The organism is Bradyrhizobium sp. HKCCYLS3070 (assembly GCF_051167575.1).
GTDB lineage: Bacteria > Pseudomonadota > Alphaproteobacteria > Rhizobiales > Xanthobacteraceae > Bradyrhizobium.
Map to the genome: position 1 here is coordinate 170,415 of NZ_JBNPTI010000010.1, position 19,151 is coordinate 189,565.

At 66.8% G+C, this 19,151-nt stretch carries 21 protein-coding genes; 9 read left to right on the forward strand and 12 right to left on the reverse strand.

The window, feature by feature from the left end:
* Window positions 1-252 precede the first annotated feature (252 nt).
* The 5 genes from ACQR03_RS25875 to ACQR03_RS25895 all read left to right on the forward strand — a co-directional run bounded on the left by ACQR03_RS25875 (window position 253) and on the right by ACQR03_RS25895 (window position 4,299).
* Window positions 253-1,395 carry a type III PLP-dependent enzyme gene (locus ACQR03_RS25875; RefSeq protein WP_315716540.1) on the forward strand — a complete coding sequence of 381 codons (1,143 nt, stop codon included), beginning with the start codon at window positions 253-255 and terminating at the stop codon, window positions 1,393-1,395.
* A gap of 180 nt (window positions 1,396-1,575) precedes the next feature.
* On the forward strand, window positions 1,576-2,169 hold the full coding sequence (locus tag ACQR03_RS25880; protein ID WP_434841646.1) for a GNAT family N-acetyltransferase: 594 nt from the start codon (window positions 1,576-1,578) through the stop codon (window positions 2,167-2,169).
* A complete protein-coding gene (locus tag ACQR03_RS25885; RefSeq protein ID WP_434841645.1) occupies window positions 2,157-2,315 on the forward strand; it encodes a hypothetical protein in 159 nt (52 codons plus the stop codon). The genes ACQR03_RS25880 and ACQR03_RS25885 overlap by 13 nt, the downstream gene beginning before the upstream one ends.
* A 96-nt stretch (window positions 2,316-2,411) precedes the next feature.
* A complete protein-coding gene (locus ACQR03_RS25890; protein ID WP_315716538.1) occupies window positions 2,412-2,801 on the forward strand; it encodes a RidA family protein in 390 nt (129 codons plus the stop codon).
* Between the two features lie 73 nt (window positions 2,802-2,874).
* Window positions 2,875-4,299 (forward strand): homospermidine synthase, encoded by a 1,425-nt coding sequence (locus tag ACQR03_RS25895; RefSeq protein WP_316174997.1) that lies wholly within the window; start codon window positions 2,875-2,877, stop codon window positions 4,297-4,299.
* 158 nt (window positions 4,300-4,457) lie between these two features.
* On the opposite strand, the gene ACQR03_RS25900 is transcribed toward ACQR03_RS25895, so the two are convergent.
* The 9 genes from ACQR03_RS25900 to ACQR03_RS25940 form a co-directional block, all read right to left on the reverse strand.
* Window positions 4,458-4,778 carry a hypothetical protein gene (locus ACQR03_RS25900; RefSeq protein ID WP_315716536.1) on the reverse strand — a complete coding sequence of 107 codons (321 nt, stop codon included), beginning with the start codon at window positions 4,776-4,778 and terminating at the stop codon, window positions 4,458-4,460.
* A gap of 83 nt (window positions 4,779-4,861) precedes the next feature.
* Window positions 4,862-5,881, reverse strand: coding sequence for a WD40 repeat domain-containing protein (locus tag ACQR03_RS25905; protein WP_315716535.1), 1,020 nt, complete (start codon window positions 5,879-5,881; stop codon window positions 4,862-4,864).
* Window positions 5,881-6,921, reverse strand: a complete 1,041-nt coding sequence (locus tag ACQR03_RS25910; protein WP_409977974.1) for a CobW family GTP-binding protein — start codon at window positions 6,919-6,921, stop codon at window positions 5,881-5,883. Before ACQR03_RS25910 ends, ACQR03_RS25905 begins: the two co-directional genes overlap by 1 nt.
* A gap of 70 nt (window positions 6,922-6,991) precedes the next feature.
* Window positions 6,992-7,867 (reverse strand): metal ABC transporter substrate-binding protein, encoded by an 876-nt coding sequence (locus tag ACQR03_RS25915; protein ID WP_315716533.1) that lies wholly within the window; start codon window positions 7,865-7,867, stop codon window positions 6,992-6,994.
* 11 nt (window positions 7,868-7,878) lie between these two features.
* Complete coding sequence (locus tag ACQR03_RS25920; protein WP_409977973.1) at window positions 7,879-8,751, reverse strand: metal ABC transporter permease; 873 nt, start codon at window positions 8,749-8,751, stop codon at window positions 7,879-7,881.
* On the reverse strand, window positions 8,748-9,509 hold the full coding sequence (locus ACQR03_RS25925; RefSeq protein ID WP_316171305.1) for a metal ABC transporter ATP-binding protein: 762 nt from the start codon (window positions 9,507-9,509) through the stop codon (window positions 8,748-8,750). The genes ACQR03_RS25920 and ACQR03_RS25925 overlap by 4 nt, the downstream gene beginning before the upstream one ends.
* Complete coding sequence (locus ACQR03_RS25930; RefSeq protein WP_315825455.1) at window positions 9,509-9,721, reverse strand: hypothetical protein; 213 nt, start codon at window positions 9,719-9,721, stop codon at window positions 9,509-9,511. Before ACQR03_RS25930 ends, ACQR03_RS25925 begins: the two co-directional genes overlap by 1 nt.
* A gap of 196 nt (window positions 9,722-9,917) precedes the next feature.
* Window positions 9,918-10,304: a fluoride efflux transporter CrcB gene (crcB, locus tag ACQR03_RS25935; RefSeq protein ID WP_315825456.1), complete on the reverse strand. Its 387-nt coding sequence runs from the start codon at window positions 10,302-10,304 to the stop codon at window positions 9,918-9,920.
* 176 nt (window positions 10,305-10,480) lie between these two features.
* A complete protein-coding gene (locus tag ACQR03_RS25940; protein WP_315753699.1) occupies window positions 10,481-11,080 on the reverse strand; it encodes a superoxide dismutase in 600 nt (199 codons plus the stop codon).
* Between the two features lie 106 nt (window positions 11,081-11,186).
* Here ACQR03_RS25940 and ACQR03_RS25945 point away from each other — a divergent pair, with 106 nt between their 5' ends.
* Window positions 11,187-11,720, forward strand: a complete 534-nt coding sequence (locus tag ACQR03_RS25945; RefSeq protein WP_315753701.1) for a GNAT family N-acetyltransferase — start codon at window positions 11,187-11,189, stop codon at window positions 11,718-11,720.
* 1,035 nt (window positions 11,721-12,755) lie between these two features.
* Window positions 12,756-13,190 carry a DUF2147 domain-containing protein gene (locus tag ACQR03_RS25950; protein WP_315716527.1) on the forward strand — a complete coding sequence of 145 codons (435 nt, stop codon included), beginning with the start codon at window positions 12,756-12,758 and terminating at the stop codon, window positions 13,188-13,190.
* Window positions 13,191-13,196: 6 nt separating this feature from the next.
* Here ACQR03_RS25950 and ACQR03_RS25955 read toward each other — a convergent pair whose 3' ends face one another.
* Window positions 13,197-14,345 (reverse strand): DUF3095 domain-containing protein, encoded by a 1,149-nt coding sequence (locus ACQR03_RS25955; protein WP_315716526.1) that lies wholly within the window; start codon window positions 14,343-14,345, stop codon window positions 13,197-13,199.
* A gap of 152 nt (window positions 14,346-14,497) precedes the next feature.
* Here ACQR03_RS25955 and ACQR03_RS25960 point away from each other — a divergent pair, with 152 nt between their 5' ends.
* Window positions 14,498-15,298 carry an RMD1 family protein gene (locus ACQR03_RS25960; RefSeq protein ID WP_409977997.1) on the forward strand — a complete coding sequence of 267 codons (801 nt, stop codon included), beginning with the start codon at window positions 14,498-14,500 and terminating at the stop codon, window positions 15,296-15,298.
* Between the two features lie 213 nt (window positions 15,299-15,511).
* Here ACQR03_RS25960 and ACQR03_RS25965 read toward each other — a convergent pair whose 3' ends face one another.
* The gene (locus ACQR03_RS25965) at window positions 15,512-16,228 is read right to left on the reverse strand and encodes an MgtC/SapB family protein (protein ID WP_315772367.1); all 717 of its coding nucleotides are present in this window, start codon (window positions 16,226-16,228) and stop codon (window positions 15,512-15,514) included.
* A gap of 156 nt (window positions 16,229-16,384) precedes the next feature.
* Here ACQR03_RS25965 and ACQR03_RS25970 point away from each other — a divergent pair, with 156 nt between their 5' ends.
* Window positions 16,385-16,792 (forward strand): hypothetical protein, encoded by a 408-nt coding sequence (locus ACQR03_RS25970; RefSeq protein ID WP_315716524.1) that lies wholly within the window; start codon window positions 16,385-16,387, stop codon window positions 16,790-16,792.
* 10 nt (window positions 16,793-16,802) lie between these two features.
* On the opposite strand, the gene ACQR03_RS25975 is transcribed toward ACQR03_RS25970, so the two are convergent.
* Window positions 16,803-19,097, reverse strand: coding sequence for a heavy metal translocating P-type ATPase (locus tag ACQR03_RS25975; protein WP_315753705.1), 2,295 nt, complete (start codon window positions 19,095-19,097; stop codon window positions 16,803-16,805).
* Window positions 19,098-19,151 lie beyond the last annotated feature (54 nt).

Consider the following 19,151-nt stretch of genomic DNA (forward strand, 5'->3'; position numbering starts at 1 on the left):
ACGCGACTTAAAGCAACGACGGATCGGGCTTTTTTGGTCTCTACCGGCAGTCCAAAGCCGGCGCGGGCTACTGAAAAGGCTTGTCCTTCATTGCCAGGTGTGCGGGCGGGAAATTCCCAACCAATCCACGGCAGCACAATTCGGCTACGGGTTCGAGGTTTTGTCGCCTTTCCATCGGGCGGCAACGCCAAGGCACCCGTGTCGGGATCATTTTGAACGGGTCTCCGTCGCTGGGGCCGTTTGGAGGGTGCTATGACCGAACGTATCCGGGAATTCCTGCGCAACCGCCGCGAGGAAGGTCTGGACCACGAGCCCTGTCTCGTCGTCGACCTCGAGATCGTGCGCGACAACTACATGAGCTTCGCTCGCGCGCTGCCGGACAGCCGCGTGTTCTATGCGGTCAAGGCCAACCCGGCGCCGGAAGTGCTGTCGCTGCTCGCCTCGCTCGGCTCGTCCTTCGACACGGCGACGGTCGCCGAGATCGAGATGGCGCTGGCCGCCGGCGCGACGCCGGACCGCATCTCCTATGGCAACACGATCAAGAAGGAGCGGGACATCGCGCGCGCCTATGCGCTCGGCATCCGCCTGTTCGCGGTCGACTGCGCCGCCGAGGTCGAGAAGATCGCGCGCGCAGCGCCCGGCGCCAAGGTGTTCTGCCGCATCCTGTACGATTGCGCCGGCGCCGAATGGCCCCTGTCGCGCAAGTTCGGCTGCGATCCGGAGATGGCTGTGGAAGTGCTGGACCTGGCCAAGCGGCTGGGCCTGGAGCCGTGCGGCATCTCGTTCCATGTCGGCTCGCAGCAGCGCAAGGTGAAGGCGTGGGACCGCGCGCTGGCGATGGCCTCGACGGTGTTCCGCGACTGCGCCGAGCGCGGCATCAACCTGACCATGGTCAACATGGGCGGGGGCTTCCCGACCAAGTACCTCAAGGACGTGCCGCCGGTCGTGCAGTACGGCCGCTCGATCTTCCGCGCGCTGCGCAAGCATTTCGGCAACCAGATCCCCGAGACGATCATCGAGCCGGGCCGCGGCATGGTCGGCAATGCCGGGATCATCGAGTCGGAAGTGGTGCTGATCTCGAAGAAGAGCGACGAGGACGAGCTGCGCTGGGTCTATCTCGACATCGGCAAGTTCGGCGGCCTCGCCGAGACGATGGACGAGTCGATCCGCTACGCGATCCGCACCCCGCATGAGGGCGCGGAGATGACCCCGTGCGTGCTCGCCGGCCCGACCTGCGATTCGGCCGACGTGATGTACGAGAAGCTGCCGTATCCGCTGCCGGTGACGCTCTCGATCGGCGACAAGGTGCTGATCGAGGGGACCGGGGCCTATACGTCGACCTACGCGTCGGTGGCCTTCAACGGCATCCCCCCACTGAAGACCTATCACATCTGACCTGGCTGCCCTCGCCACCCGAGCGCGGGTGAGACCGGCAAGAGGCTCGGGTGGGGCGTTCCCCCACCCCGACCCTCCCCCGCAAGCGGGGGAGGGAGCGATAGACCGTCACCTTCAACCTGACATCACGTGTTTGCGCGCGGGCGAAGGCTTGCCGCGCAGGCCGAGGACTGACGTGCCATGACCGCTTTTCGCATCCCTTCGACTGCGCCCTCTCGGACTGCCGCTCCGTTCGTGATCCGCAGCGAACGGGCCTCCGACGTCGCAGCGCGCGAGACGCTGCTCGACCTGTGCTTTGGCGAGAATCGCCATGAGCGCACCTGCCAGCGCCTGCGCGACGGACGCGCGCCCGCCGCGGGCCTCGCTTTGTCGGCGGTGCGCGGCGGCGCGCTGGTAGGAACGCTGCGGTTGTGGCACGTCAGCGCCGGCGGACGCGACGCGCTGATGCTGGGGCCGCTGGCGGTCGCGGCCGAGGCGCGCCGTCTCGGCGTTGGCGCTGCACTGATGAATGCCGCGCTGATGATCGCGGCGTCGCGCGGCCATGGCGCCGTGATCCTGCTCGGCGATGCGCCCTATTACGCCCGCTTCGGCTTCTCGGTCGCGCAGACCGCCGCGCTGGAGCTGCCCGGCGCGTTCGCGCGCGAGCGCCTGCTCGGGCTCGAGCTGGTCGAAGGCGCGCTGGACGGCGCGTCGGGCATGATCGTCGCGACCGGCGCTGCCGAACGCAAGGCCCGCCGCTCGCGTCGCGAGCGGCCGCTGCGATGCGCAGCGTGAAGGCCAGGGCGACGGCGCCGCAGCGGCGGACACTGCTGCCGACGCTCCTGCTGATCCTGCTCGGGATCATGATCGTCCGCGACATCGTGGTCAGGCGCTGGTCCAGCACGCCGCCCGCCGGACCTGACGTCACCCGCCCGCGTTAGGCATGCCGGCAGGCCGCATCCTGCCCGCCCCGCCAGGGGTTGCGCAGGTGCAGCAAAAGCTCTTTAACCCCCGAAAATCCCCCCACGAGGTCCGCCATGTCCCGCCGCCTGATCTCTACCGGATCACCGTTCGAGAAGACCGCCGGCTACAGCCGCGCCGTCATCGATGGCGACTTCGCCTTCGTCGCCGGCACCACCGGCTATGACTACACCACCATGACGATGCCGGCCGATGTCACGAGCCAGTCACGCAACTGCTTCAAGACCATCGCCGCTGCCCTGCAGGAGGGCGGCTTCGAGATGGCCGATATCGTCCGCGCGACCTACTACCTGACCGACGTCAACGACGCCGATGCCCATTTTGCGGTCTGCGGCGAAGTCCTCGGCGACATCCGCCCCGCCGCAACGCTGCTGGTCGTCGCGGCGCTGCTCAAGCCGGAGATGAAGGTGGAAATCGAAGTCACCGCCAAGCGCCGCAGCCGCTAACGCGGCGCGGCATCCGAGGGCGGCGCGCCGCCTGAATCCATCCATCCCACGCACCTTTCGCGGAGAACCATTCATGAGCTCGCAGATCCACGCGAAGATCACCGGCCCCATCGTGATGATCGGCTTCGGCTCGATCGGCAAGGGCACCCTGCCCCTGATCGAACGCCATTTCGACTACGACAAGAGCCGCTTCGTCATCATCGATCCGCATGACGACGGCGCGCTGGCGAAGAAGCACGGCGTCCGCTTCATCCAGCAGGGCGTGACCCGCGACAATTACCGCGAGCTGCTGGTGCCGCTGCTCACCGAAGGCGGCGGCCAGGGCTTCTGCGTGAACCTGTCGGTCGACACCTCCTCGGTCGACCTCATGACGATGTGCCGCGAGATCGGCGCGCTCTACATCGACACCGTCGTCGAGCCGTGGGCCGGCTTCTATTTCGACAAGCAGATGGGGGTCGAGCAGCGCTCCAACTACGCGCTGCGCGAGACGCTGCTCGCCGCCCGCCGCAAGAGCCCCGGCGGCACCACCGCCGTCTCGACCTGCGGCGCCAATCCCGGCATGGTGTCCTGGTTCGTCAAGCAGGCGCTGCTCGACATCGCCAAGGACACCAAGACCGAGATCGTCGAGCCGAAGAGCCGCGAGGGCTGGGCGCAGCTGATGCAGAAGCTCGGCGTCAAGGGCGTCCACATCGCGGAGCGTGACACGCAGCGCTCCAGGAATCCGAAGCCGATGGACGTGTTCGTCAACACCTGGTCGGTCGAGGGCTTCGTCTCGGAGGGTATGCAGCCGGCCGAGCTCGGCTGGGGCACGCACGAGACATGGATGCCGGAGAACGGCCGCCGCCACAGCGAAGGCTGCGGTGCCGCGATCTATCTGCTGCAGCCGGGCGCCAACACCCGCGTGCGCTCGTGGTGTCCGACGCCGGGCGCGCAATACGGCTTCCTGGTGACCCACAACGAGTCGATCTCGATCGCCGACTACTACACCGTGCGCGACGGCGACAAGGTGGTGTACCGCCCGACCTGCCACTACGCCTATCACCCGGCCAATGACGCGGTGCTGTCGCTGCACGAGATCTTCGGCGCCACCGGCAAGATGCAGGGGAAGTGGCACATCCTCGACGAGAACGAGATCGTCGACGGCATCGACGAGCTCGGCGTGCTGCTCTACGGCCACGGCAAGAACGCCTATTGGTACGGCTCGCAGCTCTCGATCGAGGAGACCCGCCGCATCGCGCCGTACCAGAACGCGACCGGCATGCAGGTGTCATCCGCCGTGCTCGCCGGCATGGTGTGGGCGCTGGAAAACCCGACCGCCGGCATCGTCGAGGCCGACGAGATGGACTTCCGCCGCTGCCTCGAGATCCAGTCGCCCTATCTCGGCCCGGTGAAGGGCTACTACACGGATTGGACCCCGCTGAACGACCGCCCGGGGCTTTTCCCGGAGGATATCGACACGTCCGATCCGTGGCAGTTCCGGAACATCCTGGTGCGATGACTGGCTGGGCCGCACTCTCTCCTCCGTCATGGCCGGGCTTGACCCGGCCATCCACGAAGCCGCGCAGTTGAACGACGTGGATGCCCGGGACAAGCCCGGGCATGACGACGTGGAAGCAGCACGCGAACTCTCTCGCGCTCTGCCGTTGCTACAGCGAGCTACTTCCGCTCCATCGTCGGCGCGATCTTCTCGGCCGGGGCCGGCGGCAGCGCCGGCTTGGCGCCTTCCTTTTGAGCTTCCACGTCAGGGCGCGCGGGCTCTGGCGCCGGCGTCGTCGGGCGCGTGCCGCCGGGCTTGGACTCGGCCGGGGTCGCTGACGGTTCAGGCGAGGCCGAGGGCGTCGCCTGCGCAACCTGGTCGAGGTGATTGGCCTTGATCTCGGTCAGCGAGACCACGGCCACGAGCACGCCGAGGACGAACAGGCCCGCCGCCAGCAGCATGTCCCGGCGCAACGTCTGTTTACTGTTGATCGAGGCCATGGCTTGTCATCCGCATCCTATGTGTGCGGAACAACGGTCACGCGCCTGCGAGGTTCCATCGGGGTCTGCGCCCCAGTGCCTCATCAGAGCCGCAGCAGCCCGGCCTCGCCGCTTTCATCGGAGAAAGCGAGCCACGTTCCCGCAGCATTCCAGCCCAGCGCCACGATCGGCGGCGTCTCGTTCCGCCGCACCAGGATCTCGGCGCCGTCCTGCATCCGCACCATCAGCACGGTGCCGTCCTCGTAGCCGCAGGCCAGGATGTCCTGCTTGGGATGGCAGGCGACCGCGGTGACCTTGGCCTTCATCGGCGCCAGCATCGCCGGCTCCTTGCCCATCGGGCCGTCCTTGCCGACGAACGGCCAGAGGATGACCATGTCGGCACCCGAGGTCGCCAGGAAACGGCCGCCGCTGCCCCAGGACATCGACTTCACCCGCGAGGGGTAGCCGGTCATCCGCATGTGCCTGCTATCAGCGAGCCGCCAGCCATGCAGCGCCGGCTCGTGCATCGCGGTGACCAGGAACTTGTTGTCCGGGCTGAAGGTGACGGCGTGATGCGAGCCGGCCCAGCCTAAAAATTCCGGCTCGCCCGCCATGTTGGGAAACCACAAGGTGGCGCCGTTGTAGTGCGCGATCGCAAGCCGCAGGCCCTTCGGCGCGAACGCAAGTCCGCCCGCGGTCGAGGGCACCTCGAGCGACTTCTCCTCGCCCTTGGGCTGACGCACGAACGCGGTCTTGCCCACCGACCAGGCGATCGCACCATCCGGATGAAGCGCGACGTTGTCGATCCAGCGCCGCTTCGGATCGGTCACGAGCACGCTGACGCTGCCCGCCTTGTCGAGCGACGAGACCTTGCCGTCATCGCCGCCGATCAGGATGCGCGATCCGTCCGACACCGCCGACAGGATGCCGCCGCCGGTGACATCCACCTTGCTGATCTCGCCGTCGCCGTCGACGACAGCGACACTCTCCTCGGTGCCGACGAAGGCGGCGCGATCGCCGAGATAGTGCACGGCCGTGACGGCCATGCCGAGCGAGACCGGCTTCACCTTGTCGGTGACGGAGACGATCGATGCGGCCTCGCCGCCCTGGTCGAACGACGTCATCAGGTCACGATGCAGCGTTCGAAGCCTTCGCGGATGGCGTCTTCCGGCAGCTCGCGGCCGATGAAGACGACGCGGCTCTGGCGCGCCTCGTCGGGCTTCCACTTCCGCTGATGATCGCCTTCGAGCATCATGTGCACGCCCTGGAAGACGTAGCGGTCGTCATCGTCCTGGAACGACAGGATGCCCTTGGAGCGCAGGATCTTGCCGCCCTCGGTCTGCACCAGGTTCTGCAGCCACGGCATGAATTTCGACGGATCGAGCGGCTTGTCGGAGCGCAGCGACAGCGACTGCATCTCCTCGTCGTGATAGTGCTTCAGGCCGTGATCGTGATGATGATGGTGATCATGGCCGTGGTCGTGATCATGGTGGTGATGATCGTGATCGTCGCCCGCTTCGAGGAATTGCGGCTCGATCTCGAGAATGCGGTCGAGATCGAACGCGCCGCGCTCCAGCACATCCGCGATCGCGATCTGGCAGCGCTCGGTGCGATGCAGCTTTGCGTAGGGGTTGATGGCGCGGATGCGCGCCTCGACCTCGGCGAGCTCCGGCTTGGTGACGAGGTCTGTCTTGTTGAGCACGATGACGTCGGCAAACGCGATCTGGTTCTTCGCCTCCGGCGCATCCTTGAGCCGGTCCGAGAGCCACTTCGCGTCGGCCACCGTCACGACCGCGTCGAGCCGCGCGTTCTTCTGCACGTCCTCGTCGACGAAGAAGGTCTGCGCCACCGGCGCCGGATCGGCGAGCCCCGTGGTCTCGACGATGATCGCGTCGAACTTGCCCTTGCGGCGCATCAGGCCGGAGATGATGCGCACGAGATCGCCGCGCACGGTGCAGCAGATGCAGCCATTGTTCATCTCGAACACTTCCTCGTCGGCGCCGACGATGAGGTCGTTGTCGATGCCGATCTCGCCGAATTCGTTGACGATGACGGCGTACTTCTTGCCGTGGTCTTCCGAGAGGATGCGGTTCAGAAGCGTGGTCTTGCCGGCCCCGAGATAGCCGGTCAGGACCGTCACTGGTGTCTTGCTCGCGTCGGACATGCTCACTCCGAAAACCTCAGATCGCGTCGAAAATGGCTCAAAAGCGCACTACCGCGAGGGCTCGAGAACCCTAACGGACCAGCGCGCTCGTCAGAGCCCTTATATTGTGCCGGACCATGGCAATGTAAGTGGGAACGGGGCCCTTTTCCTCGCTCAGGGCATCGGAATACAGCGTGCCGCCGATCTTCGCGCCGGTCTCGGCGGCGATCCGGCCGACCAGCCGGTCGTCGTTGAAATTCTCCAGGAAGACGGCCGGAATCCCCGCTTTTTTCACTTGGCGGATGATCTCGGCGACGTCGCGGGCCGACGGCTCGGTCTCGGTGGAGACGCCGAGCGGGGCGATGAAGGCGACGCCATAGGCATCGGCGAAATAACCGAAGGCGTCATGGGTCGAGATCACCTTGCGCCGCTCGACCGGGATCTTGTCGATCTCGGCGCGGACCTCGCGGTCGAGTGCATCGAGCTCGCCGAGATAGCGCTCCGCATTGGCCTTGAAGACCTCCGCGTCTGCGGGGGCGGCCGCGACCAGCGCATCGCGGATGTTCTTCACATAGACCTTGGCATTGCCGACCGACTGCCAGGCATGCGGATCGGCATCCGAGCCGCGCTTGCGTGGGGTAATGCCCTGAGTGGCGACGACGATCGGCGCCTTGCTGCCGGAGGCCTGCTGCAGCCGCGGCAGCCAGCCCTCCAGCCCGAGGCCGTTGACGATCAGGAGCTGCGCGGCGCCGACATCCTTCGCATCGTGCGGCGTCGGCGTGTAGACGTGCACGTCGCTGTCCGGCCCGACCAGCGAGGCGACATTGACCTTGTCGCCGCCGACCTGGCGGACGAAGTCAGCGAGGATCGAGAAGCTGGTGACGACGTTCAGCCGGGTCTCGGCCGATGCGGGGACAATCAGAACAAGGCCAAACAACAGGCTCAGCGCGGACAACAGGCGTTTCATGGGCATCGACTTCAGGCTTCGAGGTGGCGTCCCGGAAACAGTTGCGGAAGCACGCCGCCCACGCGTCCGAACAGCACCGAGGCGAGATAGAGCAAGGACGCGACCAGGATGATCGCAGGCCCCGAGGGAATGCGGGTCTGGAACGACAGCACCAGCCCGACATAGCCGGAGACGATCGCAGAGGCGACCGCGATGCAGATCATCGGCGTGACGTCGCGCGACCAGAACCGGGCGATCCCCGCCGGCAGGATCATCAGGCCGACCGCAAGCAAGGTGCCGAGCGCCTGGAAGCCGTTGACGAGGTTGACGACGATCAGGGCGAGGAAGATCAGATGCGCCGGCGCACCGGCGCGGCTCACGGTGCGCAGGAACAAGGGATCGACGCTCTCGACGACCAGCGGGCGGTAGATCACGGCGAGCACGACGAGCGTGATGGTGGCGTTGGTCGCGACCATCAGCAAGGTCGGGTCGTCCATCGCCAGGATGTTGCCGAACAGCACGTGCAAGAGATCGACGTTGGTGCCCTTGACCGAGACGATGGTGACGCCGATCGCCAGTGACGCCAGATAGAAGGTCGCGAGCGACGCGTCCTCCTTCAACCCGGTCGAGCGCGAGACGAGGCCCGATAGCAGCGCCACGGCAAAGCCGGCGATCAGGCCGCCGGTCGTCATCGCAAACAAATTGAGACCCGACAGCAGGAAACCGATCGCCGCGCCGGGAAGAATCGCATGTGCCATGGCGTCGCCGACCAGGCTCATGCGCCTGAGCATCAGGAAGACGCCGATCGGTCCGGAGCCGAGCGACAGCGCGATGACCGCGGCGAGCGCGCGGCGCATGAACTCGAAATCCGAGAATGGAGCGAACAGCACCTCGCGCAGCATCATGCCGCCTTGGAGGCTTGCGCCGGCACGCAGGGCGCGGCGGCATCGTCGAACGCCTCGCACATCCGACGCGCCTGCGACAGATTGTCGGCGGTCAGCACCTCCGCCGTCGGTCCCCAGGCCACGGCCTCGCGCGCCAGCAGCAGGGTCTGCGGGAAATGCGCGCGCACCATGTCCATGTCGTGCAGCGCCGCCAGCACGGTGCGCCGCTCGCCATGCCAGTGCTCGATCAGTTGCAGAAGGTCGGCCGAGGTCTTCGTGTCCATCGCATTGAACGGCTCGTCGAGCACGATCACGCGGGCATCCTGCAGCAGCACGCGCGCGAACAGCATGCGCTGCATCTGGCCGCCCGAGAGCGTGCCAATGCCGCGACCCTCGAAGCCGGTGAGGCCGACGGCCGCGATCGCCTGCGCGATCTTCTCGCGCGCGGCCGCGCCGATGCCGCCGAACATGCCGGTGCTGCGCCACAGTCCGGTGCTGACGAAATCGAACACCGAGATCGGGAAGGAGCGGTCGATATCGGCGATCTGCGGCAGATAGGCGATTTCGCGCGGCTTCAGGCCGGCCGCGGCGATGGTGCCGGCGAGCGGCTTCAACAGCCCGACGATGCCGCGAAACAGCGTCGACTTGCCGGCGCCGTTGGGGCCGACCACGGCGAGCAGCGCCCCTGTCGCGACCTCACCGGTAAGGTGATGCACGGCGGGGTGGCGGTCGTAGCCCAGGGTCACGTCGCGGAATTGCAGCTGGGCCATGACCGTCATCACCGCATCGCCAGCCAGACGATCAGCCAGAGCACCGCGCTCGCCGCGAGCGCCGCGCCGAGCCGCGTCGTCACCGGCATGCGCAGGATCGACCACGGCGCGGGCTGCGCCGGATGCGGCGCCGCGGGACCGTGGCTGTGGGCATGGCCGTGACCATGCCCGTGCGCGTGCGCATGCGAATGGCCGTGGCTATCGAGGGCAGACTGCGTCATTTCGTCATGATGTTACATTATAACATCACCGCTGTCCACCGCAGGCGGGGCGTTTGTGGCATCGGAGGTCGTGGTTCTCACCCCGTCATTGCGAGCGCAGCGAAGCAATCCAGGCTGCCCAAGCGGAGGGATTCTGGATTGCTTCGCTGCGCTCGCAATGACGGCGGAGACAGACCGCCTCCCGTCAACCAGCGCGTCAGCTGAAATACCGCACCAGCGCCAGGCCGGCGAACAGGCCGGCGATCGAGATCCCCACCGACCCCAGCACGTAGACCGCAGCCAGTCCCAACGCGCCCCGCTCATACAGCAGCGCGGTGTCGAGCGAAAACGCCGAGAACGTGGTGTAGCCGCCAAGAATGCCGGTCATCAGGAACAGCCGCCAATGCTGGGGCGCGCCGCCCTTGAAGGCGAGATACCCGGCGATCAGACCCATCACGGTGGAGCCGGTGATGTTGATGATGAAGGTGCCGTACGGGAAGTCCGTCCCGAATGCCTTGGCGCTGGCCATGTTGATCGCGTGCCGTAGCGAGGCGCCGCAGCCGCCGCCAAAGAAGACGAGAAAGAATCCGATCAGTTGATTCACGGGACCTTACCTGCAGACCGCATCGAGAGACGGAATGCCCTGCCCTCGTCGCGAATGGAGCAAAACTCTTGCCGCAAGGGCGCCGCTCTTGCAAGGATCGCCCTCGTCAAAAGCCTTGCCATGAAAAAGGGCGGCGAGCCGAAGCCGCCGCCCTGGTCACTTGCTTGCGTCAGCGATCAGATCGCCTTGCCGTAGAGCTCGTCGACGTAATCCCAGTTGATCAGGTTCTCGACGAACGCCTTCAGATAGTCGGGACGGCGGTTGCGATAGTCGATGTAGTAGGAGTGCTCCCAGACGTCGCAGCCGAGGATCGGGGTCGCGCCGTGCACCAGCGGGTTCTCGCCGTTCGGGGTCTTGGAGATTTCGAGCTTGCCGTTCTTGACCGAGAGCCAGCACCAGCCAGAGCCGAACTGGCCGACGCCGGCGGCCGCGAAGTCGGCCTTGAACTTCTCGAAGCCGCCGAGATCCTCGTCGATCTTCTTCTCGAGCCGGCCGGGCAGCTTGGAGCCGCCGCCGTTCGGCTTCATCCAGGACCAGAAATGGATGTGGTTGAAATGCTGGCCGGCATTGTTGAACACGGCGGGGTTCTTGCCGAACGAGCCCTTGACGATCTCCTCGAGGGACTTGCCTTCGAATTCGGTCCCCTTGATCGCATTGTTGCCGTTGGTCACATAGGCCTGGTGATGCTTGTCGTGGTGGTACTCGAGCGTCTCCTTGGACATGTAGGGGCCGAGGGCTTCGTAGGCGTAGGGCAGAGGGGGGAGCGTAAAGGTCATGGGATCGGTTCCGCAACTTGTGAGAAGACGGGATTTAACGGGACCTCCTTATAGAAGGTTCCGACGCCGTAAAACACCGTGATTCTGGAAAAAGCGAGCCGATTTGATGAGCATCGAGATCGAGGTCCTGAATGGAGACACGTCCTGGCCGCTGGCGAAGCCGCTGTATGACGCGATCTGGCCGCCCGAGGTGGTCGCGAGCCTACCCTGGGCAGGTATCACTTTTGCGCATGCCGATCTGCGCGTGCTGGTGCAAGACGAGAGCGGCGACCTGCTCTGCCACGTCGGCATCTATCGCCGCCTGGTGAAATGGAACGGGCAGAACGTCAACATCGGCGGCATCGGCGGCGTTTTGACGCGCGCGGACGTGCGCAATCGTGGCCTGGCCACCGTGGGACTCAACGCCGCGATCCAGACCCTGCGGCACGAAGACTCGATCAACTACGCCGTGCTGTTCTGCGCGCCGGATCGCATCGCCTTCTACGGCGCAAGGGGCTTCATCCCGTTCGACGGCGACGTCTACGCCGAGCAGCCCGACCAGGGCCGCATCCGCTTCGACACGCTGTCTGCGCTCGTGCACGACGTCAAGCGCACTGCGCCGACCCGCGGCACCATCGACCTCTGCGGATTGCCGTGGTGAGGCCGCTCTCCCCTGTCGTCCCGGACAAGCGCGCGGTACGCGCGCGCAGATCCGGGACGACCTACCCCCAGGCAGACGTTTGAGGCACGCTGGTCATGGCACTTTGCCCATGATGTCCGCTGCGGAGGATGGGTCCCCGCTCGAGGCCGGGACGACAGCGGAGCACATGGCCCGTATTCCGAAAAAAATAATTCGCTTGCGTTTTTCAAGAAATCATGCTTGTATCCCGGCATCCCGCCTCACCGCAGAGGGGCGTAGCGCGCGATCGTCACGACACGCGAGGTGGGGATGCGATGGCCGCGTTGCTGCCGCAGCATGCTTATCGGCGTGCGGACGAACGGTAGCACGCGGACGTGAAGTCGCAGCGTCCTGACACCCCGAAGCTGGTGTCAACCTGGCGCAATGCTCACGCATGGCGCTGGGGATGGTGGCCAACAAGCCCGGCGCACCAGGGAGACTGCGTATAAGCGTGAAGACCGTCGCGCAGGGAATGCCGGTTGAATCGGCTTTGCCTGTGGTACCTGCCGCCTGCATTCTTTTCGCAGGCGGGCCATGGGTGAGGCCTTCACCCGGCATTCCCTGCGCCCTCTGCATTTCGAGAGGGACGAACTGATCGCAGACCTCGGGCGCGATGCGCCGCGAGACTGCAAAGCCATGTCCATCGCTGTTTGAACCGTGAAACCGCCTCACCCGCCGTCGTCGTCCCGGACAAGCCGTGACGCGCGCCAGCGCGGCATGGCGCCGATCCAGGACCCATACGCGGCGGCGACGCGAGATGCGAAAAGCCAATCGCCGGCGCGTCTCGAACCGCTCCCTGGGGGTATGGATTCCGGCTCAAGGGCCGGGACGACAGCCGAGTTTGTTGCCGCAATCAAAACCATTTCCCGGCACATGCATGAGACAACCGAACAAGGAATTGAGACGGCTCGGCAGCCATGCACCTGATCGTGATGATCCCGCTTTGGACAACCGCTCCTCTGCGATTGCAACTGCGCCGTTTGCTGTTATGGAAACGCGGCTTCAACGGGGGGTAAGATGATTTGGAAATTGCGTTTGGCTGGTCTTGCGCTGGCGACCGTCGTGATGGCGCAGCCCGCTTTGGCCGCCGATGATCCGACCGGCACCTGGCTGACCCAGGCGGGCGACGCCAGGATCAAGGTCGCCAAATGCGGCGCCAATCTCTGCGGCACCGTCGTGTGGCTGAAGGAGCCGATGGACACCGACACCGGCAAGCCGGCCGTCGACAACAAGAATCCCAATCGCGCGCTGGCCAACCGCCCGATCATCGGCCTGCAATTGTTCGAAGGCGTTCACTCGGAGGGGCCGAACAAATGGTCCGGCAAGATCTACAACGCCGATGACGGCCAGAGCTACACCAGCCACATCTCCGTCTCCGGCCCGGATACGCTGAAGGTGGAAGGCTGCGTCGGATCGCTGTGCGGCGGCGAGACCTGGACCCGCGCGCGCTGATCACTCTCAGGCGACCGCGGCCTTCAGCGCGGTCGCAGCCGATGCGTAGCCGCCTCGCGCGCCGTCGATGAAGTGGACGTGATCCGGCCGGATCGCGGACGGCGTGAAGCAGGTCATCATCGCGGCATCTTGCCGATGCAGCCCGTAGCGGACGATGCCGCGCGAAGCCGCCGCGCCGAGCCGGCGCTCCAGCTCCTGCGCGAGCTCGTCGGTGCAGTCGAGGATCATGCGCAGCGCATCGTCATATTTGCGGAAGTCGGAATTCTCGACCACCTGCTGCTTGTAGAGATCCGGCACGAAGCCGCCGATGCTGATGTTGAACCGCATCACGGCATAGACGAACAGCGTACGTCCGAGCACGCGGGCCCAGCGCGACAACAGCGGTCCGCGCGCGGCGCGGACCTCGTAGCCAAATCCCTGCGGCGGCCATCGCAACGCCGGCGCGCCGGCCGGCACCGGCCGCCCGGCATCGGGGCTGCGCTCGGTGAGGGTGATGATCTCCTCGATCACCTTGCGATAGGCCTGCGCATCAGCGCCGGGAGCCGGCAGCACCAGCACCGACAGGATGACCCCGCGCGCCGCCGGAATCTCCTCGAAGCGGCACGAGAGTCCGGACAGATCGGGCTGCGCACCGGACGGCGCCGGGGGAATCGCGAACTCGCCCCGCTTCATCGCGGCCTCGGCCCAGCCCACTCCGCCGCCCGCGAACATCGCATAGGACAGATTGGCCGACGGACCGTAGCGCGCCACGCGGACATCGAGCCCCTGCGCGCGGATCGCCGTCACGGGCACCAGCGCGACGCGCATCGCGAGAGCGAGATCCTCCCTGACCCAGGTCGCGGTGGCGGCAAGGGCTTCGCGCGCGGCCGCTTCGTCATCCGGGCTGACGGCGAAGCTGGCGCCGTCACCGCCGAACACGAACGGGAATTCGCGCCCCTCCAAGGCATTGGTGACCGCGGCGATGACCGCCGCCCCGGCCATGTTGACCGCCTTGTAGCGCCTGTCGGCGATCGCCTTGGTCGACTCGACGATGTCGGCCGTGCCGATCAGCCAGTCGTCCGGCACCGGCTGGTAGAGCTGCGGCTCCATCAGGCGCGCGAAGCCGCGAAACACCGGGATCGAGGCATAGTAGTCCGCAGCACTGGTCTTCGACATCGAGAGGCATCCATCCGGGGTGCGCGTCCAATGAGGAGCTACGTTCCTTCCTGTCAAGCGGGTTCAGGCAGCGATATTCGGCAACGGACGTGTCGCCAGGCTTGCGCCGCGTTATCGTTCTGTCGGGCTCGACGTGCTAGCCTTTCACCATCATGGCCGACTCCTCCCCCGTTCCACAACTCGCCGCCCGCGCGCTCCAGATCGCGGACCGCATCAATACCGCCGGCTTCGAAGGCCAGGTGCTGTCGGCGACGCCGCTTGCGGTCCGCATCGGCGAGACGGGAGTTGCCGTGGTCTTCCGCTACGGCGTCGTCGTCTTCATCGGCCTGTCGGTGGCCGAGGAGATCAACTTCCTCGACCGGCTGAGCGCGCGGCTGTTCGGCCCGATCGCGCCCCACGAGGAAGAGACGGCCAAGGTCCAGGTCGCGCGCGAATCCGACGAGCCGATCCCGGTCGGCGGCCCGGTCCTGGTCAAGGAATTGTCGCTGGAGCGACTGCTCATCGTCGCCGATGCGCTGGCGAAGAGCGTCGTGCTCGGCCGCAGCGAGCGCGAGATCGCCAACGTGTTCGACACCATCGAGCCGTTCGCGCGCGAGCTGGCGATGCTGGGACGAACATCGAAGAGCCGGGTGGCGATGCTCAAGCTGCTCGGCGAGGCGCTGCTGGTGCAGCACCGCGTCTCCGGCCGCGTGGCCGTCGGCGAAAAGCCGGACGTGTTGTGGGACCGGCCAGATCTGGAGCGGCTCTATGCGCGGCTCGAGGACGAGTATGAGCTGAAAGAGCGCGAGGACACCCTCAACCGCAAGCTCGCGGTGATCGCCGAGACGGCGACCACGCTCGCCGACATCATCGACACCAAGCGCTCGCTGCGGCTCGAGGTCATCGTCGTCATCCTGATCGCCTGCGAGATCGTGCTCGGCTTCTATGAGATCTTCGCCCGCGGCGGGCACTGACGATGGAGCTGCCGCACGCCTGACGACTGACGGCGCTGCATTCAGCGATGGTTCAGGCGCGACATGGAACTTTCGCATGGGCGCGATGAGCGATGCAGGGGATATCGAACCATGACGTGGGTGGGGAGCTTGCCACGGCCGCCGGCGGCCGGCAGCCACGAGGTGTGGCGAGCGCCCCGCCGCCGGTGCGGCGATGCTGGTCGGGCAATGCCGTCACACCAGCGCCCTGACGTTCCAGGTCGCATGACGGACCCCGGCGAGCTTCGCCAGCTCGGACACGACGCGGTCGAGATCGACCGTATCGACCGCGAGCGGCACCAGCGTCGCGACGATCTCGACGATGTCCTCGGAGCGATAGACGACCTCGGTCTCCCGCACCGGGTATTTGGCCGCCTCCAGCCGCTCGTCGAGCGCCTCGCGCAGCTCGGCGGCGCGCAGCCCGTCGGTGGTCAGGACGATCTCGTAGTGCGCCTCCGACGTCTGCGCATTGAGCGGGATGCGATCGATCGCGTTGACCAGCGGCCGCAGCAGCGTGTTGCCGGCCAGCACGAACACGGTCAGCGCCACCGATTGCGCGATCAGGTCGGCGCCGGCGCAGGCGCCGACCGCGGCGGACGCCCACAGCGTCGCCGCGGTGTTGAGCCCGCGGACGTTCATGCCCTCCTTCATGATCGTGCCGGCGCCGAGGAAGCCGATGCCCGACACCACATAGGCGATGATCCGCACCGCGCCGTCGGCGCCGGTCAGGCGGTTGCCGAGATCGACGAAGGCGGCCGCGCCGACGGCGACCAGCACGTTGGTGCGCAGGCCGGCGCTGCGCTGCCGGTATTGCCGCTCGGCGCCGATCAGCGTCCCCAGCACGAAAGCTGCGAACAGGCTGACGAGCGTGTCGAGGAAATCATAGACTTGGAAAGTGTGGAGGAATCGCATGGGCTTGCTGACTGTCTGCAGTATTAAGCTCCGTGGCCTGCCTGGCAGCAGCGACACGCGTGGCATCCGGCGGCGGAACCGCCGCGAGAGGCCGCTTTCTTAGGACGTCCTTGATCGAAATCAAATCCCAGTCCCTCCCGCATACTTTAGGCTGATATGATCAACAGGCAGATGACGTCCGGCAAACACATGACGCCATTCTCCGACGTCCGCAGGGATCACAGCCCGGCCGTCCGGCTGGGACATGATGCGGTGAGTGCGGTGAAGCTGTCCCAGGAGCTCACCGCCGAGATCGACGCCTGGGCGGAGGCTCACCAGATGACACGCTCCGACGCCATCGGCCAGTTGCTCACGATCGGCCTGCATGCATCGCGGCCGGCAGCAGCCGGGCAGCCCACGTCGCGGGATCCCGTCGCCATCGAGCAGAATGCGATCCGGCTGATCGATCGGATGCTCGATCCGAGTCTGTCGGCCGAGGAGCGCCAGCGGCGGATCCGCCGCCTGATCGAAGGTCCTGCGGAATTCGCCAACGAACGGATCGACCTGCCGCGGCATCCGGGCTGACGCGAACGGTTCAGGCGGCCGAGCGCGCCACCACGGCCTCATAGATGTCGTCCTCCTGCGCCGTGTGCATGCGCACCAGCGTCTCGATCGCCTCGATCACCCGTTGCGCATCGCGGATCAGATAGCGGTCCACATGCTCGGACGGCAGATCCTCGACCAGCCGGCCGAGCAGGCGCGCCAGATGCAGGATCTCGCGATGCGCCCGGCTCATCGCCGACAGGCCATGGCTCTCCTGCAGGAGCCGCGCGAGCTTCGGATAGACCGATCCTTCGTCGTCGCGCTCATGCGCCACGACCTTGTCCTGCACCAAGCCGTTTGCCTCCATGATCAGCGCCACGGCGCCGTCCGGCGAGGCTTCGTCGAGCGCATCGACGATCGAGCGCAGGCGGTCGAGGCCGCGCAGCAGCGCCTGGTGATCATGCCTGAGCCCTCGGCCGTCTTCGGCCGTGATCCGGCCGGCCTTGCCGCGCCTGGCCGGGAACAGAGCGCGGAGCGCGTTCAGGATGACGGCGACGTCGATGGCCTCCTGGACCAGGGCCGCAGGCACCGGCTGCAGCAGGCCGAAGGCCGCTGCGCCCATCGCCACGAACGACAGGCCCATGCCGACGAAGATGCTCTCCAGGGCGATGCGTCGGGCGCGCTGCGCGATCACGATCGCCTCGCCGACGCGATCGAGCCGATCGGCGAGAATAACCACGTCGGCGGCTTCCGACGAGGCGCTGGCACCACGGGCGCCGAGCGCGATGCCGACGTCGGCAGAGGCCAGCGCCGGGGCATCGTTGATGCCGTCGCCGACCATGATGGTGGGATGCAGCCGCTGCTCGCTCTTGACCGCCTCCACCTTGTCGGAGGGGACACGGTCCGCCAGCACGGCGTCGAGGTCGAGCGCCGCGCCGATCGCCTGGGCGGCCGCGGCGCGATCCCCGGTCACCATGACCATGCGCGCGATGCCGGCCTCGCGCAGCCAGCGGATCGCCCGCGGCGTATCCGCGCGCAACTCGTCGGCCAGCAGCAGCGCCCCGATCGGGCGCCCCTCGACGGCAACGAAGACGATCAGGGCCGAACGCCACGACGCCCGGCGGATCGCGCGCGCCGCCCAAGCCGGCGGCGTGCGGCTGCCGAGCACGAGGTCGCGCGAGCCGGCCATCACAGGGCGGCCATCGATCAGACCTTCGAGGCCCGAGCCCATGGTTTCCCTGACCTGTTCGGGCACCTTCAGCTTCAGCCCGCGGGCCTGGCCGGCCTGAACGATCGCGTGCGCCACCACGTGGTGCGAGGCCTGCTCGAGCGATGCGCAGAGCAGCAGGACCGCATCGGCGTCCTCGCCCGGTGCGGCGTCGACCGAGAGCAGCCGCGCGCCGCCGACGGTCAGCGTGCCCGTCTTGTCGAACAGCACGGTATGGGCACGCGCGAGCGCCTCGAGCTTGCCGCCGCCTTTGACCAGAATGCCGCTTCGGGCCGCCTGCGCCACGCCCGCAATGAAAGCGACGGGTGCGGCGAGAATCAGCGGGCACGGCGTTGCCGCCACCAGCACGGCAAGACTCCGGATCAGATCGCCCGAGGCCAAATAGGCGGCCCCCGCAATAGCGAGGCTTACGGGCAGGAAGATCAGCGCGTAGCGGTCGGCAAGCCGCACGAACGGCGCTTTCGCGGTCTGGGCCGTCGTCACCAGCTTGACGATGCCGGCATAGGTGCTTTCGCCCGCGGTCGCCGTGACCGCCATTTCGAACGTGTCGCCGGCGTTCACCGATCCCGACAGGATCGCCATCCCGCGCGTCTTCATCACCGGGATGGGCTCGCCCGTGAGCGCCGACTCGTCGACGACGGCGATGGTTGTTTCGACCATGCCGTCGACCGGGACGATCTCGCCGGCGCGGACCATCAGGCGATCACCGACCGCGACGCTGGCGATCGGAACGTTGTCGATCTCGTCGCCACGGCGGCGATGCGCCTCACGCGGCGCGCGATCGACCAACGCGCGCAGATCGTGCTCGGCGCGGGCGACGGCAATGTCCTCCAGCACGTTGCCTCCGGAATACATCAGCGCCACGACAGCGCCGGCCAGCGGCTCGCCGAGGATGATCGCCGCGCTCATCGACACCAGCGCGATCGCGTCGACGCCGATGCGGCCGGCCAGGAAATCGCGGACGATCGAGACGATCAGCCCCAGGATGACAGGAACGGTCGAGGCCGTGAACGCGATCCCGGCAAGATCGGGGCGACCGAGCACATGCGCGAGGCCGCCCGCGGCGAGGCCCGCGATTGCGATCACGACGAGGGTCCACCGCAGAATGCGCTCGAACATGGATACCGGTTCCGGATTGCGCCGGCACTATCGCTGCTGCCGCGCGTCGGACGC